Origin of the sequence: Azospirillum baldaniorum (genome assembly GCF_003119195.2) — a bacterium.
GTDB lineage: Bacteria > Pseudomonadota > Alphaproteobacteria > Azospirillales > Azospirillaceae > Azospirillum > Azospirillum baldaniorum.
Genome location: NZ_CP022253.1, coordinates 145,674 through 160,999, shown reverse-complemented (window position 1 = coordinate 160,999; position 15,326 = coordinate 145,674). Strand labels below are relative to the sequence as shown.

13 protein-coding genes are annotated in these 15,326 nt (G+C 69.2%); 8 read left to right on the top strand and 5 right to left on the bottom strand.

Going from position 1 to position 15,326, the window contains the following annotated elements; all coding sequences use genetic code 11:
- Window positions 1-21 precede the first annotated feature (21 nt).
- Window positions 22-903, bottom strand: coding sequence for a DUF1848 domain-containing protein (locus Sp245p_RS00660; RefSeq protein ID WP_014239025.1), 882 nt, complete (start codon window positions 901-903; stop codon window positions 22-24).
- Window positions 904-1,010: 107 nt separating this feature from the next.
- Between Sp245p_RS00660 and Sp245p_RS00655 the strand changes: the two genes are divergently transcribed.
- Window positions 1,011-1,526, top strand: coding sequence for a hypothetical protein (locus Sp245p_RS00655; RefSeq protein ID WP_014239026.1), 516 nt, complete (start codon window positions 1,011-1,013; stop codon window positions 1,524-1,526).
- A 190-nt stretch (window positions 1,527-1,716) separates the two neighbouring features.
- On the opposite strand, the gene Sp245p_RS00650 is transcribed toward Sp245p_RS00655, so the two are convergent.
- Window positions 1,717-1,920, bottom strand: coding sequence for a hypothetical protein (locus Sp245p_RS00650; protein WP_014239027.1), 204 nt, complete (start codon window positions 1,918-1,920; stop codon window positions 1,717-1,719).
- Between the two features lie 298 nt (window positions 1,921-2,218).
- Between Sp245p_RS00650 and dnaK the strand changes: the two genes are divergently transcribed.
- From dnaK to Sp245p_RS00635, 3 genes are all read left to right on the top strand, one after another.
- Window positions 2,219-4,390 carry a molecular chaperone DnaK gene (dnaK, locus tag Sp245p_RS00645; RefSeq protein ID WP_275042717.1) on the top strand — a complete coding sequence of 724 codons (2,172 nt, stop codon included), beginning with the start codon at window positions 2,219-2,221 and terminating at the stop codon, window positions 4,388-4,390.
- A gap of 161 nt (window positions 4,391-4,551) precedes the next feature.
- The gene (gene dnaJ / locus Sp245p_RS00640) at window positions 4,552-5,694 is read left to right on the top strand and encodes a molecular chaperone DnaJ (RefSeq protein ID WP_014239029.1); all 1,143 of its coding nucleotides are present in this window, start codon (window positions 4,552-4,554) and stop codon (window positions 5,692-5,694) included.
- Window positions 5,695-5,985: 291 nt separating this feature from the next.
- Window positions 5,986-7,113, top strand: coding sequence for a diguanylate cyclase (locus Sp245p_RS00635; RefSeq protein ID WP_014239030.1), 1,128 nt, complete (start codon window positions 5,986-5,988; stop codon window positions 7,111-7,113).
- A gap of 9 nt (window positions 7,114-7,122) precedes the next feature.
- On the opposite strand, the gene Sp245p_RS00630 is transcribed toward Sp245p_RS00635, so the two are convergent.
- Window positions 7,123-9,648: an ABC transporter permease gene (locus Sp245p_RS00630; protein ID WP_014239031.1), complete on the bottom strand. Its 2,526-nt coding sequence runs from the start codon at window positions 9,646-9,648 to the stop codon at window positions 7,123-7,125.
- A gap of 108 nt (window positions 9,649-9,756) precedes the next feature.
- Entirely contained in the window at window positions 9,757-10,491 is a 735-nt protein-coding gene (locus tag Sp245p_RS00625) for an ABC transporter ATP-binding protein (RefSeq protein WP_014239032.1), read from the bottom strand.
- 145 nt (window positions 10,492-10,636) lie between these two features.
- Here Sp245p_RS00625 and Sp245p_RS00620 point away from each other — a divergent pair, with 145 nt between their 5' ends.
- From Sp245p_RS00620 to thpR, 4 genes are read left to right on the top strand one after another with little or no spacing between them, the layout of a single operon-like run.
- On the top strand, window positions 10,637-11,245 hold the full coding sequence (locus Sp245p_RS00620) for an arylesterase (RefSeq protein ID WP_186466543.1): 609 nt from the start codon (window positions 10,637-10,639) through the stop codon (window positions 11,243-11,245).
- A gap of 5 nt (window positions 11,246-11,250) precedes the next feature.
- A complete protein-coding gene (locus tag Sp245p_RS00615) occupies window positions 11,251-12,426 on the top strand; it encodes an FIST signal transduction protein (protein ID WP_014239034.1) in 1,176 nt (391 codons plus the stop codon).
- 13 nt (window positions 12,427-12,439) lie between these two features.
- Complete coding sequence (locus tag Sp245p_RS00610) at window positions 12,440-13,483, top strand: NADP(H)-dependent aldo-keto reductase (protein WP_014239035.1); 1,044 nt, start codon at window positions 12,440-12,442, stop codon at window positions 13,481-13,483.
- A gap of 16 nt (window positions 13,484-13,499) precedes the next feature.
- Window positions 13,500-14,036 carry an RNA 2',3'-cyclic phosphodiesterase gene (gene thpR, locus Sp245p_RS00605; protein WP_014239036.1) on the top strand — a complete coding sequence of 179 codons (537 nt, stop codon included), beginning with the start codon at window positions 13,500-13,502 and terminating at the stop codon, window positions 14,034-14,036.
- A gap of 15 nt (window positions 14,037-14,051) precedes the next feature.
- Here thpR and Sp245p_RS00600 read toward each other — a convergent pair whose 3' ends face one another.
- Entirely contained in the window at window positions 14,052-15,302 is a 1,251-nt protein-coding gene (locus Sp245p_RS00600) for a UbiH/UbiF/VisC/COQ6 family ubiquinone biosynthesis hydroxylase (RefSeq protein WP_014239037.1), read from the bottom strand.
- Between the last annotated feature and the right edge of the window lie 24 nt (window positions 15,303-15,326).

Sequence of the window (15,326 nt, the reverse complement as noted above, 5' to 3'; positions counted from 1 at the left end):
CGAGACGGCGGGCTGGGGGCCTTACCCCGCCCGTTCCCGCGTGAACAGAAACTCCCCCGTCGGGTCGTGGGCGGCAAAGCGCCGTTGCGCCGTGGCGCGGTTGGCGACGGCGTAGCAGTAGACGCAGCCGTGCGGGCAGGTGTCGTAATCCCCGATGTCGCGGCTTTCCGCGCACAGGCAGCCGGGGCGGTTGCCTTTCTCCCTGGCCGCGACGGGCCGCCCGGCGACGTCGGACAGCCGTTGCGCGTCGACGCAGCGGGCCGGCGCCGTGCCGGGAACACCGGCCAGTTCCGGCTGGGTGCACAGCGTCAGCGTCATGCCGTGATCCGCGGCGATGCCGGCCAGATCGGCCAGCAGGGCGCGCTTCTCCTCAGGGTCCGGGTCGCGCCAGGGCACACCGGCGGCGTCCAGATTGCGCGCCGTCTTGCGGTAGGGCTGGAGGAAGGACACCACCGCCTCGTCGGTCAGGCCGCGCATCCGGCCGGCCAGCCGGGCGAAGGTCTCGCGGTGCCAGGACGGCGGTATGGCGTCTGCTGTGACGATGGGGTCGTAGCGCCAGACGGCGGCGCGCGGCCCCCAGCGGTCGCGCAGCCGGGCCATATGCTCCACCGCACGCTCCGCGTCGGGGACGGAGCGCTCCAGCGCAGTGGGCAGGCCGGTGATGCTGTACTGGACGACGAAGGCAAAGCCGCGCTCCGACACCTCCTCCAGCGCCGGCAGGAAGGGGCCGAGATTCTTGGTCCAGAAGACGAAGCCGTCGACCTCCGCGCGGCTCAGCCCGATGCGGTAGGTCTGGCCGCCGTAGGGGTTGACCATGCGGCAGTGCCCGGCCTCCAGCCGGTTCAGGAACCAGCGCCCGTAGAAGGCGGGGATGTCCGTCTTGTAGCTGGCGGAAATGATCATCGCCGGACCATGGTGGCTCGGCGGGCCGCGATCAAGGCTGGATTCGCCGGCGCTTCGGCCTAAAGTGCCGGCACAGGATCAGGGGCACAGGATCAGGGGAGGATGCCGTGACGGGCGGACAGGACGGTCAGAGCATCGGCAACGGTGCGGGCCACAGCGTGGAGTGGGAAGGGGTGGTGCGGTTCCGGTTGCCGGACGGCTGGCGCCCGGAGGTGGAGGAGCATGAGGGCCACGCCGTGGCCGCCTTCCACCCGCCGGCCCCGGCGGGGGGCGTGCTGCGGCTGGTCACCGACCGGGTGGCGCCCAAGGACGGGCCGGACGGTGCGGTGGCGGTGCTGCGCGAGATGGCGCTGCGCTTCGTGCGCCCCGACGACCAGCGCGCCAGCGACCGGATTGTCGAGCCGTGGGGGGACGACGGCGTCTTGGCCCAGGCGGTGATGATGACGGAGGAGGACGGCGGCACCGACGCCCATTACCTCTGGCTGGTCGGGGCGGAGCGGGACGGCAAGGCGGCGGCGGCCATGTTCAGCTACCGCCTGCCCATGGTCATGGACGGGGACGAGTCCTGCGCCGGCACGCTGGCCCTGCTCGACGGGGCGATCCGCGCGGCGGAGATTCTGTAAAAGGCTGAGGGATTGCCTCCGCAAGCAGGAAAGCCGCCCCGTCGAGGGCGGCTTTTTCTTTTCCGGTTCTTTTGCGGCCTGATGTCGTGCGAGCCCGAAATCCCGGCGTTCCCGCGCCGGTTCAGGCATTCAGGCATTCAGGCGTTCAGCGCTCAGGCGGTCAAGATTCCGGCAATCAAGATTCCGGCGGTCAGCAGTGGCCGGCGCCGCCGGACATCAGGGCCTTCAACTGCGCCGCCTTCGGATCGAAGGCCATGGCCGCCTCCTCCGCCGCCAGGGCGGCCAGGCTGATGAAGCGCGCCAGATCGTCCAGGTCGCACTTCGTCGCGTCGTCCATAAGGCTGTCGAGGCAGGACTTGATGGCCAGAGCCATGTCGCGCCGTTCGTCCATCATCTTGATCCCCCTATGGAATGCTGCACACGGTCCCGCTTCGGAAAGCCATATCTGCTGGCAAGAGCGGCCCCCTGACCAGTGAGGGATATATCATATTTCCTTCGATTCTCCACTATTAGAATCTTCGGACAACAAAGAAACAAGGCAACCGGCAATTGATTGTGCACTGTAACGCACACCATTACTTGTTAATGAAAAGTTAACATGGCTGGGTTGCGACCGTTTTGCTTGTGTTAAAGCCCTGTAACAGACCGCTTCCGGCACGGTCAGGGGATAAAGGAAGGCGGCTGCACGCCTTATGCTTCTGAATACCCCAGTATTCACTTGCGGCGCGAAGCCGCAGGCGCGACGATATGCCCCGGCGTGCGCGTCACCTTTTGGTCTTTTGACGGTTGGCGGATTGACCAGGACGTTGCAGCCCGAAACGCACCTGCCTATATCTCCGGCGACAGACGTGAATCCACCCAACCGTTCCACCGACCCCAAGGGGATCGCGGCGGTGCCGGACCAAACGGGCCGCCACGCATCTGCCGAACAACAGAGGCTGAACATGAGCAAAGTCATTGGCATCGACCTCGGCACCACGAACTCCTGCGTGGCCGTCATGGAAGGCTCCAGCGCCAAGGTGATCGAGAACGCCGAAGGCACGCGCACCACGCCGTCCATGGTCGCCTTCGCGCAGAACGCGGAGCGTCTGGTCGGCCAGCCGGCCAAGCGTCAGGCGGTGACGAACCCCGAGAACACCCTCTTCGCGATCAAGCGTCTGATCGGCCGCCGCTACGACGATCCGCTGACCAAGAAGGACCAGGGCCTCGTCCCCTACAAGATCATTCCCGGCGACAACGGCGACGCCTGGGTGGAAGCCGTCGGCAAGAAGTACAGCCCGTCGCAGATCAGCGCCTTCATCCTGCAGAAGATGAAGGAGACGGCTGAGAACTATCTGGGCGAGAAGGTGACCCAGGCGGTCATCACCGTCCCGGCCTACTTCAACGACAGCCAGCGCCAGGCGACCAAGGACGCCGGCAAGATCGCCGGCCTGGAAGTGCTGCGCATCATCAACGAGCCGACGGCGGCCGCCCTGGCCTACGGCATGGAGAAGAAGGGCGCCGGCACCATCGCCGTGTACGACCTCGGCGGCGGCACCTTCGACGTCTCCGTGCTGGAGATCGGCGACGGCGTGTTCGAGGTGAAGTCGACCAACGGCGACACCTTCCTCGGCGGTGAGGACTTCGACGCCCGCATCATCGACTATCTCGCCGACGAGTTCCAGAAGGAGCAGGGCATCGACCTGCGCAAGGACCGTCTGGCCCTGCAGCGCCTGAAGGAAGCCGCCGAGAAGGCGAAGATCGAGCTGTCCTCGGCCATGCAGACCGAAGTCAATCTGCCCTTCATCACCGCCGACCAGTCCGGCCCGAAGCACCTGAACGTCAAGCTGACCCGCGCCAAGCTGGAAGCCCTGGTGGACGAGCTGGTCGCCCGCACGATCGAGCCCTGCAAGGCCGCTCTGCGCGACGCCGGCCTGAAGGCCAACGAGATCGACGAGGTGATCCTGGTCGGCGGCATGACCCGCATGCCCAAGGTCATCGAGGCGGTGAAGCAGTTCTTCGGCCGTGAGCCGCACCGCGGCGTGAACCCGGACGAGGTGGTCGCCATCGGCGCCGCCATCCAGGGCGGCGTGCTGAAGGGCGAGGTCAAGGACGTCCTGCTGCTCGACGTCACCCCGCTGTCGCTGGGCATCGAGACGCTGGGCGGCGTGTTCACCCGCCTGATCGACCGCAACACGACGATCCCGACCAAGAAGTCCCAGACCTTCTCGACCGCCGAGGACAACCAGAACGCGGTGACCATCCGCGTCTTCCAGGGCGAGCGCGAGATGGCCGCGGACAACAAGCTGCTCGGCCAGTTCGACCTCGTCGGCATCCCGCCGGCCCCGCGCGGCGTGCCGCAGGTCGAAGTGACCTTCGACATCGACGCCAACGGCATCGTCAGCGTCACGGCGAAGGACAAGGCCACCGGCAAGGAGCAGCAGATCCGCATCCAGGCGTCGGGCGGCCTGTCGGACGCCGACATCAACAAGATGGTGAAGGACGCCGAGGCCCACGCCGCCGACGACAAGAAGCGGCGTGAGCTGGTGGACGCCCGCAACCACGCGGACGCGCTGATCCACACGACCGAGCGGACGATCAAGGAGAACGGCGACAAGATCCCCGCCGCCGACAAGACCGCCGCCGAGGCCGCCGTGGCCGAGCTGAAGTCGGTGCTGGACGGCGAGGATCTGGAGGCCGTGAAGGCGAAGACCGAGGCGCTGGCCCAGGTGTCGATGAAGCTGGGCGAGGCCATGTACAAGGCCGGCCAGGGCGAGGCCCCGGGCGCCGGTGCCGCCGGTGCGGCGGGCGCCGCCCCGAACGAGCCGGGCGTGGTCGACGCCGACTTCGAGGAAGTGGACGACGACAAGAAGAAGTCGGCCTAAGCGTTCGGAACCGGAGGCAATCGTTGGGCAGCCGCCCGTTGCCTCCGGTGTCACAGCCGGGAGAACCCGGCGCCATGCAGTATCGTCCGGCCCGTCATCCGTCCTGCGGTGGCGGGCCGGAGATATGATTGGTCTATTGTATGTGAAGGCGGTCGGGGCCCATGGCGAAACAGGACTATTACGAGCTGCTCGGGGTGGCGAAGGGCGCCAGCGCGGACGAGATCAAAAAAGCGTACCGCAAGATGGCGATGCAGTATCACCCGGACCGCAACCAGGGTGACAAGGACGCCGAGCACAAGTTCAAGGAAATCAGCGAAGCCTACGACGTCCTGAAGGACGAGCAGAAGCGCGCGGCCTACGACCGCTTCGGCCACGGCGCCTTCGAGAACGGGCGCGGTGGCGGCGGCGGCTTCGGCGGCTTCGATTTCGGCGGCGGTGGCGGCGGCTTCGCCGACATCTTCGACGAGATGTTCGGGGAGTTCATGGGTGGGCGCCGCGGCGGCGGCGGCGCGTCGGGCCGCGGCCAGGACCTGCGCTACAATCTGGAGATCGGGCTTGAGGAGGCCTTCAAGGGCACCACGGCCAACGTCCGCGTCCCCTCCACCGTTGCCTGCGATTCCTGCAGCGGCTCCGGCGCGGCGGCGGGGACCCAGCCGGTCACCTGCCCGACCTGCCAGGGGCACGGCAAGGTGCGCGCCCAGCAGGGCTTCTTCACCATCGAGCGCACCTGCCCGGCCTGCCACGGCCAGGGCCGCGTCATCAAGGACCCCTGCAAGAGCTGCGGCGGTGCCGGGCGTCTGCGCAAGGAGAAGACCCTCCAGGTCAACATCCCCGCGGGCGTGGAGGACGGCACGCGCATCCGTCTGGCCGGCGAGGGCGAGGCGGGGTTGCGCGGCGCGCCGCCGGGCGACCTCTACATCTTCCTGGCCATCGCGCCGCACCCGATCTTTCAGCGCGACGGCGCCAACATCCACTGCCGGGTGCCGATCCCGATGACCACCGCGGCGCTGGGCGGCACGGTGGAGGTGCCGACCATCGAGGGCAGCCGCACCAAGGTGACGGTCCCGCCGGGCACCCAGTCCGGCCATCAGTTCCGCATCAAGGGCAAGGGCATGTCGGTGCTGCGCAGCCAGCAGCGCGGCGACATGTACATCCAGGCCGTCGTCGAGACTCCGGTCAACCTGACCAAGAAGCAGCAGGAGCTTCTGCGCGAGTTCGACACCGCCGGCAAGGAAGGCTCCCATCCGCAGTCCGAAGGCTTCTTCGCCAAGGTGAAGGAGCTTTGGGAAGACCTGAAGGACTGAGCGCCGTCCCTTCGTTCCGACCTGTGAAAAAGGCCCGGCCTCCAGCCGGGCCTTTTTTATGCGCGCCGCGTTCTTTTGCCCCAGTGGTATGACCACTCCGGCGTTGACAGCGGCGGGCGGCGGGAAGACTGTCCCGGCAAATCACGTACAAATGCGTTGATGCCACAGGCCGCGCCGCATACGCACGTATCCCTGGAAATCACAGCAATTGCCGTTGCCGATGGGGGGCATCGCGTGTATCAACAAGCGCTTAATCTCCTCAGACGGTTCGCGGAGAGGGCATTCCAGGCGGTGAGCGGCGATCTCTCCTTCGAGCAGTTGCGCGACCTGATGCATCCGGGCGGACACACCCCGATCATCCAGCGTCGCCGGGCCGTGCTGATTCATTCCCGCGTCCGCATGGTCGCGGCCGTGTTCGCGGTGCTGACGCCGCTGTGGATCGTCATCGACGTCTTCATCTTCCCATGGCCGCTGTGGGGCTATCTGGCCGGCCTGCGGCTGGTGTCCAGCTTCGCCTTCGGCGCGCTGGCGCTCGGCTACCGGATCTGCGACGACATGGGCAGCGCGTGGCGGGGGCTGGCCCTGCTGCTGGCGGTACCGACGATCTTCTTCCTCGCCTCGCACCCCATGCTGAACGAGGACATGATCGCGGGAAGCGCGCTGGCGGTGGCCGCCGGTTACGCCTTCCTGCCCTTCGTGATGGTGGCGGGGCTCAGCGTCTTCCCGCTGACCGCGCTGGAGGGGCTGGCCTTCGCGACGCCGATGCTGGCGGCGCACATGCTGGCCGGGGTTTACGGCTCGCTGGTCTTCCCCTTCCCCTCCTATCTGGGCGCCCTGTGGCTGCTGGTGCTCATCATGGTGGTGGCGACGCTGGCGGCGATGAGCCAGCTGCACTTCATGATGGCCCTGGTCGATCAGGCGTCGCACGACGGGTTGACCGGCGCCTTCTCCCGCCGCATTGGGGAGGAGCTTCTGCGGCTGCAGTTCGCCCACGCCCAGCGCTCGGACCATCCGCTGTCGGTGATCTTCTTCGACCTGGACAATTTCAAGTCGATCAACGACCGCTTCGGCCACGACCAGGGCGACAAGCAGCTCGGACGGTCGGCGGAGGCGATACGCGCCATGCTGCGCCAGTCCGACGTGCTGGTCCGCTGGGGCGGGGAGGAGTTCGTGGTCATCATGCCCAACACCGGCCGTCAGGGCGCCCTGACCGCGGTGGAGCGGCTGCACGAGCGGGGCCTGGGCAAGCGCCCGGACGGCACCCTGCAGACCGCCAGCATCGGCGTCGCCGAATACCTCCACGACCGCCCGGTGGACTGGGAAAGGCTGGTCGATCTGGCCGACCAGCGCATGTACGCGGCCAAGCAGTCCGGCAAGAACCGCATCGTCGCCGACGACTGCGTCCCCGAACCGGCCTGACCGCTCCCGTCAGTCGTTGCGCAGCAGCGGGGCGGAGGGCTGGCCGAGCGCCCGCCACGTCCCGAGGAAGCCGAAGGCCAGCGTGATGGCGGTGCTCAGCAGCGCCGTGGTCAGCACCGCCGACGGCAGGAACGTCCAGTCCCAGCGCATCAGGAAGGTCATCACCGCCCAGGCCGTGATGGTGCCGATGACCCCGGCGATGGCCGCGGTCAGGATGCCGAGCAGCCCGTATTCCAGCAGGAACGCCTTCAGCACGTCGGCCCGCGTGGCGCCCAGCACCTTCAGCACCACCGCGTCGTAGACCCGGCGGCGGTGCCCGGCGGCGACCGCGCCGGCCAGCACCAGCGTGCCGGCGGCCAGCGTGATGCCCGCGGTGATGCGCACCGCCGTGCCGATGTGGCCCAGCATGGTGCCCACCGTGTCCAGCGCGTCCTTCACCCGCACCAGCGTCACGTTGGGGAAGCGCTGCAGGACGGAGCGCTGGACCTCCGGCTCCGCCGCCGGGGTGCTGCGGACGGTGGCGATCCAGGTTTGCGGCGCCCGCTCCAGCGTGCCCGGCGCGAAGACCAGGGCGAAGTTGATGGCCAGCGTCGAGAAGTCGGCGGCGCGCACGTTGCCCACCGTCGCCTCGATGGTGCGGCCCAGGACGTTGATCCCCATGGTGGCACCAGGACCGATGCCGAAGGCGCTCGCCACATTCTGGTGGATGGAGATCAGTGGCGCCCCCTTGTAGTCCTCCGGCCACCAGGAGCCGGCGACGATCTCCGAATGCTCGGGCAGCTTGGCGGAATAGGTGATGCCGCGGTCGCCGGACAGCACCCAGGACTGCTCGGGGTTGACCAGCGCCCTTTCCGCCGGCTGGCCATTCACCGTCTCGATCCGTCCGCGCAAGGACGGCACCGCCTCGAACCCGCTGGTGCCGGGCAGGGCGCTGACCATCTGTTTCAGCGGCTCGAACTGGTCGGGCTGGATGTCCACGAAGAAGAAGCTGGGCGCGTCCTTCGGGATCGTCTCGTTGACCCGGCGGGAGAAGTTGCCCTCGATCAGCGCGATGGCGACGAGAACCGTCAGGCCGAGGCCGAGCGACAGCACCACCGCCCCGGTCGGGTTGCCCGGCCGGTGCAGGTTGGCGAGCGCCAGCCGCAGCCCCGGACGGCGCGGGCGCCCCGCCGCCGCGGCCCCGCGCACCACCAGCCAGGCGGCCACGCGGAAGGCGATGAAGGTGGCGATGGAGCCGCCGACGAACCAGGCGGCGAACATTTTGTTGTGCGCGGTGGCGACGGCCAGCCCGGCCAGAGCCGCCACGGTCAGCGCCATCGCCGCCAGATAGACCGCGCGCGGGCGGCCCCCGGCGGGGGCGACCACGTCGCGGAACTGCGCTGCCGCCGGCACCTCCCGCGCGCGGCCCAGCGGCCACAGCGAGAAGGTCAGCGCGGTCAGCAGGCCATAGAGCGCGGCCAGCGCCAGGGCGCTCGGGTAGACGCCGATCCGGGTGGGCACCGGCAACACCGAGTCGAGCAGCGACCCCAGCCCCAGCGGCGCCACCGCGCCGAGCAGCAGCCCCAGCAGGATGCCGAGGCCCGACAAGGCGAGGATCTGCAGCAGATAGACCTGGAAGACCAGATCGCCCGGCGCGCCCAGGCATTTCAGCGTGGCGATGGTGCGGGCGCGCGAATCGAGATGGCTGCGCACCGCGTTGCCCACCCCGACCCCGCCGACCAGCAGGGCGGTCAGCCCGACCAGCGTCAGGAACAGCGTCATGCGGTCGATGAAGCGCTCGATCTGCGGGGAGGCGTTGGTGAAGTCGCGGACCCGCCAGCCGGCGTCGGGGAAGCGCGCCGTCAGCGCCGTCTGCCACGCCGCCACGTCGGTGCCCGGCGGCAGGGCCAGCTTGGCGGTCCAATAGACGATGCTGCCGGGCTGGAGCAGGCCGGTGCCCTCCAGCGACGGCAGCCCGATCATCACCCGCGGCCCCAGCGAGAAGGCGCCGTTGGACGCCCGGTCCGGCTCCCGCGTCAGGACACCGCGCACGGCGAACTCGCCCTCGCCCAGGCGCAGCGTGTCGCCGGTCTTCAGCCCCAGCCGGTCGAGCAGCCCGTCCTCGACCAGCGCGCCCCAGCGCCCGTCGCGGTTGGCCAGCGCCGTGCGCAGGTCACCCTCCGGCACCAGGGCCACGGAGCCGTAGAGCGGGTAGACGCTGTCCACCGCCTTCAGTTCGACCAGCGTGGACCGCTGGTCGTCGGCGGAGCGGGCCATGGCGCGCATCTCCACCGACTGCGACAGGCGCCCGGCCTGTTCCAGCCAGGAGCGCTGCTCGTCGGTCGGCGGTGCGTAGATCTGCCGCAGCGCGACGTCGCCGCCCAGGATGGCCCGCCCGTCCGCCTGCAGGCCCGACAGCACGCCGCCGGACACGGAATTGACCGCGGCGATGGCCGCGACGCCGAGCGTCAGGCAGGCCAGGAAGATGCGGAACCCCTTCAGTCCCCCGCGCAGCTCGCGGCGGGCCAGACGGAAGGCGAGGGCGAGGTTGGTCATGGGGGCGTCCAGCGGGGTATGACGATGTGTGGGCGGTGGAAAAAGCCCTCCCCTGCGCAGCGGGGGAGGGTTGGGTGGGGGCCCGGCTCAGCCACGTCCCCGGACATCTCAGTCCCCCGCCACGCGCTCGCGCTCGGCGCGGGCGGCCGTGCCGTCGTCGACGATGCGCCCGTCCATCAGACGCACGGTCCGGTCGCAGCGGTCGGCCAGGGACGGGTCATGGGTGATCAGCACCAGCGTCGTGCCCCGCCGCTCGGCAAGGTCGAACAGCAGTTCCACGATGGTGGCGCCGGTGCCGATGTCGAGGTTGCCGGTCGGCTCGTCGGCCAGCAGCAGCGACGGCTCGGCGACGAAGGCGCGGGCCAGGGCGACGCGCTGCTGCTCGCCGCCGGACAGCTGGCCCGGATAGTGGCTCAGCCGGTGGCCCAGCCCGACCGCCTCCAGCCCGGAGCGCGCGCGGTCGAAGGCGTCGGCGGCCCCGGCGAATTCCAGGGGGATGGCGACGTTCTCCAGCGCGGTCATCGTCGGCACGAGGTGGAAAGCCTGGAAGACGATCCCCACATGGTCGCGGCGGAAGCGCGCAAGCCCGTCCTCGTCCAGCCGGCCCAGATCCTGTCCGGCGACGCGCACGGTCCCGCCCGTGGGGCGTTCCAGCCCGGCCATGACCATCATCATGGTCGATTTGCCGGAGCCCGACGGGCCGACCACGCCGACCCGTTCACCGGGCTGGATGCGGAGATTCAAGCCTCTCAGGATGTTGACGGGTCCGGCCGCGCTGTCCAATCTCAGATGCACCTCGTCGAGATCGACGATGGTGGACTCAACGGAATCGGGTCGGGACATTGGCATGCGTCTCTGGAACGGGCGGGGAAATGGGCGGGAAAACCTCACGCCATATGGCATGGTGCGCCGCCATTTCAACATGGCCCTCCTTCGGTCGGGGCTGGCCGCTCTCGCCGTCGTTGCGGCAATCGGCGCGGGAATCGGCATGACCGCGCCCGCGTCCGCCCAGACGGGTGCGGGGAAAGGCCCCTACACCCTTCTGGCGCTCGGCGACAGCCTGACCGCCGGCTACGGCCTTCCCGAAGCGCAGTCCTTCACTCCCCAGTTGCAGGCGGCGCTGAGGGAGAAAGGCTACGACGTCACCGTCGTCAACGCCGGCGTGTCGGGCGACACCACGGCTGGCGGTCTGTCGCGGCTCGATTGGGCGCTGGCCGACAAGCCGGACGCCGTGCTGGTGGAACTGGGGGCGAACGACATGCTGCGCGGGCTCGACCCCACCGCTGCGCGCGCCAACCTCGACGCCATCCTGAAGCGGCTGACCGGCGAGAAGCTGCCCGTGCTGCTGGCCGGCATGTACGCGTCGCCCAGCCTGGGCCGCGCGTACATGGAGCGCTTCAACGCCATCTACCCGGATCTGGCGAAGGCGTACGACGTACAGCTCTACCCGTTCTTCCTGGACGGCGTGGCGGCCGACGCCGCGCTGAACCAGCCCGACGGCATCCATCCCAACGCGGCCGGCGTGAAGGTGATCGTGGAGCGCATCACGCCCCACGTCGCCCGCCTTCTGGACGGCATCGCCAAAAGCGGAGACTGAGACCCATGGCGACCCTGGCCGGCGACACCGCCACCACCGAAACCTGCTTCAAGGCCGCATCGGCCACCGGCACCGAATGGGGCGCCGTCGTCAAGGCGTGCCTGGACGAACTCGGCGCGGTGGAGGGCTGCAACCTCGGCTTCCTCTACATCACCGACGCGCTGGCCGAGCACGCGACGAGCATGGTCACCCTGCTGCGCGGTGTCACCGGCATCCGTGACTGGGTGGGCACGGTCGGCATCGGCGTCTGCGCCAACGACGAGGAGATCTTCGACAAGCCGGGCATCGCCGTGATGGTGGCCCGCCTGCCGCCGGAGGGCTTCCGCCTGTTCCCGGTGGTGTCGGGCGACATGGAGCCGTTGCGCCGCATGGCCGGCGGCTGGCTGGACAAGCACGGCGCCATGCTGGCGCTCGCCCACGCCGACCCGCGCCACCAGGATCTGGCCGGGCTGGTCGTTTCGCTGGCGGAATCAACCGGGGCCTTCCTGGTCGGCGGCCTGTCGGCCTCGCGGTCGGAGTTCCCGCAATTCACCATCCCCGGCAACACCGCCACGATGGTCGGCGGGCCGGTGGCCGACGGCGGCGTGTCGGGCGTGCTGTTCGCGCCGCAGGTGCCGGTCGCCACCGGGCTCAGCCAGGGCTGCACGCCCATCGGGCCGGTGCGCACCATCACCGCGGCGGAGGACAACGTCGTTCTGGAAATCGACGGGCGCCCGGCGCTGGAGGTCTTCAAGGAGGACATCGGCGAACTGCTGGCCCGCGACCTCAAGCGGGTGTCCGGCTACATCTTCGCCGGCCTGCCGATCGCCGGCAGCGACACGGCGGACTATCTGGTCCGCGACCTGATCGCCATCGACCCGCGCGCCGGCTGGATCGCCGTCGCCCACCATGTGCAGAGCGGCCAGCCCATCCTGTTCACCCGCCGCGACCAGCAGAGCGCCGAAGCCGACATGCGCCGCATGCTGGCCAATCTGAAGAAGCGCGTAAAGACCACCCCGAAGGGCGCCCTCTACGTCAGCTGCATCGCCCGCGGCCCCAGCCTGTTCGGCGAGGGCAGCCAGGAGCTGGCGCTGATCCGCGAAACCTTCGGCGACATCCCGCTGGCCGGATTCTTCGCCAGCGGCGAGATCTCCAACGCCCGCCTGTACGGATACACGGGCGTGCTCACCCTGTTCCTTTAAGGATCATAGACAAATGCAATACCGTCCGCTCGGCCGCACCGGCCTGTCGGTCAGCGCCATCGGCCTGGGCACCATGACCTGGGGCCGCCAGAACAGCGAGGCCGAGGGCCACGCCCAGATGGACTACGCGCTCGGCGAGGGCGTGAATTTCTGGGACACGGCGGAGATGTACGCCATCCCCCCGACCGCCGACACGTACGGACGTACGGAGGAGGTGATCGGCACCTGGTTCAAGGCGACCGGCAAGCGCGATCAGGTGATCCTGGCGAGCAAGGTCGTCGGCGCCAGCGACGGCGGCTTCGCCTGGGTGCGCAACGGCGAGGCGAAGCTGGACCGCGCCAACATCTTCGCGGCGGTCGAGGCCAGCCTGCGCCGGCTCCAGACCGACTACATCGACCTGTACCAGCTCCATTGGCCCGACCGTGCGACCAACCGCTTCGGCGCGCGCAACTACGTCCACCGGCCGGAGAAGGACGGCACGCCCATCGAGGAGACTCTGTCGGCGCTCGACGAGCTGGTGACGTCCGGCAAGGTCCGCCACATCGGCGTGTCGAACGAGTCGCCCTGGGGGGTGATGCAGTTCCTCAAGCTGGCGGAGGACAAGGGCCTGCCGCGCATCGCCTCGATCCAGAACGCCTACAACCTGCTGAACCGGACCTTCGAGCAGGGTCTGGCCGAGGTGTCGCTGCGCGAGGATGTCGGGCTTCTGGCTTACTCGCCGCTGGCCGCCGGCACGCTGACCGGCAAGTATCTGGACGGCGCCGTTCCCGCCGGCACCCGCCGCGCGCTGGATCACCGCAAGTCGCGCTACGCCACCGTCAACGCCGACGTGGCGACCCGCGAGTATCTGGACGTCGCCCGGCGCCACGGCCTGTCGCCGACCCAGATGGCCATCGCCTTCACCCTGCAGCAGCCCTTCGTGGCGTCCTCGCTGATCGGCGCGACGACCATGGAGGACCTGAAGTCCAACATCGCGGCGGTGGACGTCACGCTGTCGGACGAGGTGATGAAGGACATCGAGGCGGTCAACGCCCGCTATCCCGACCCCTGCCCGTAACCGTTCCGGAAAGCCAATGATCCGTCTCTTCGTCGCCCTCGATTTTCCGGAGGATGTGCGCCGGCGTCTGGCGGGGCTGGGCGGCGGCGTGCCCGGCGCCCGCTGGACCGACGCGGACAACCTGCACCTGACGCTCCGCTTCATCGGGGAGGTGCCGGAGGATCAGGCGGCGGAGATCGACGAGTCGCTGGCGCAGATCGCGGCGCCGGCCTTCGATCTGGTTCTGGACGGCGTGGGCGTCTACGGCAGTGGCCGCAACGCCCGCGTCCTCTGGGCCGGGGTGGAGCGCAGCGACGCCTTGTCGCACCTCCAGTCCAAGGTCGAGTCGGCTCTGGTCCGCTGCGGCTTGCCGGCGGAGGAGCGCAAATTCTCGCCCCACGTCACGCTCGCCCGGCTGAAGGACGCGCCGAAGGACCGGATCGGGCGCTTCGTCGAGGAGCGCGGTATGTTCCGCGCCGGTCCGATCCGGGTGGAGCACTTCACGCTCTACCGCAGCCACCTGGGCAAGGGGGCCGCGGTGTACGAGGCGCTGTCGGAATACGGGTTGGGATGACGGGTGGGCGGCGCCTTACAGCGGCACGCCCTTGATCATCCGCGGCAGCTCGCCGACCACGCCCATCGCGTGCCGCATGAAGAAGCGCTTCAGCGGCGGCAGGCGGTTGACGACGGCCATGCCGACGTCGCGGGCCAGCTTGATCGGCGGGATGTTGTTCGAGAACAGGTGCACCAGACCGTCGCAGACCACGGCCAGCAGCACCGTGTCGAAGCGGCGCCAGCGCTGGAAGCGCGCCAGCACCTCCGGCGAACCGACGTCCAGCCCCAGCCGGTGGGCGTCCACGATCACCTCGGCCAGAGCGGCCACGTCGCGCAGGCCCAGGTTCAGCCCCTGCCCGGCGATGGGGTGGATGGCGTGGGCCGCCTCGCCGATCAGGGCGACGCGCTCCGCGATGAAGCGCTCGGCCAGCAGGACCGACAGCGGCCAGGCGTCGCGCCGGGTCACCAGCTCGATGTCGCCCAGATAGCCGCCCGACCGGCGGGTCAGCTCGTCGATGAACTGGTCCTCGGGCAGCTTCAGATACATGTCGACCAGCGACCGCTTCTCGCTCCACACGATGGAGGAGCGGTTTTCGGTCATCGGCAGCACGGCGAAGGGGCCGTTGGGCAGAAAATGCTCCACCGCCACGCCGTTGTGCGGCTCCGAATGGCGGATCGTGCAAATGATCGCGGTCTGGTCGTAGGCCCAGGTGCGCAGCTTGATCCCGGCGCTCTCCCGCGCCAGCGAGCGGCGCCCGTCCGCTCCGACCACCAGCCGCGCCTTGACCACCCGGCCATCGGCCAGCGTCACCGTGGCGCCGGCGCGGGTGCGCTCGATCGACACCGCCTGGGCCGGGGCCAGATGGCGCAGGCCGGGCAGTTCCTTGGCGCGGGCGAACAGGGCGCGGCGCATGTCCTTGTTGTCGAGAATCCAGCCGAAGGGCTGATTCTTGCCGTCCCAGGTCAGCTCCGTGTGGTCGTAATGGACGAACAGGGGCGAGAACTGGTCGGCAACCCGGATGTCCAGGATCGGGCCGGCGTAGGGCTCCATGTGCTTCCACACGCCCGCCCCCTCCAGCACCTTCATCGAGGCGTAGGCGACCGCCGTGGTGCGGATGTCGAAGTCGTCCCCCGCCTGCCGGTCCGGGCTGTCGCGGTCGATGCAGACGACCGGAACACCCGCGGTGGCCAGGGCCGCCGCCATGCTGAGTCCGGCCAGTCCGCCGCCCAACACGACGACGTCGGTCGTGATCTCCTGCGCTGCGGTGGTGCCCGATTCGGTCATGATGGCGCTGCCCTTCGATCAGTG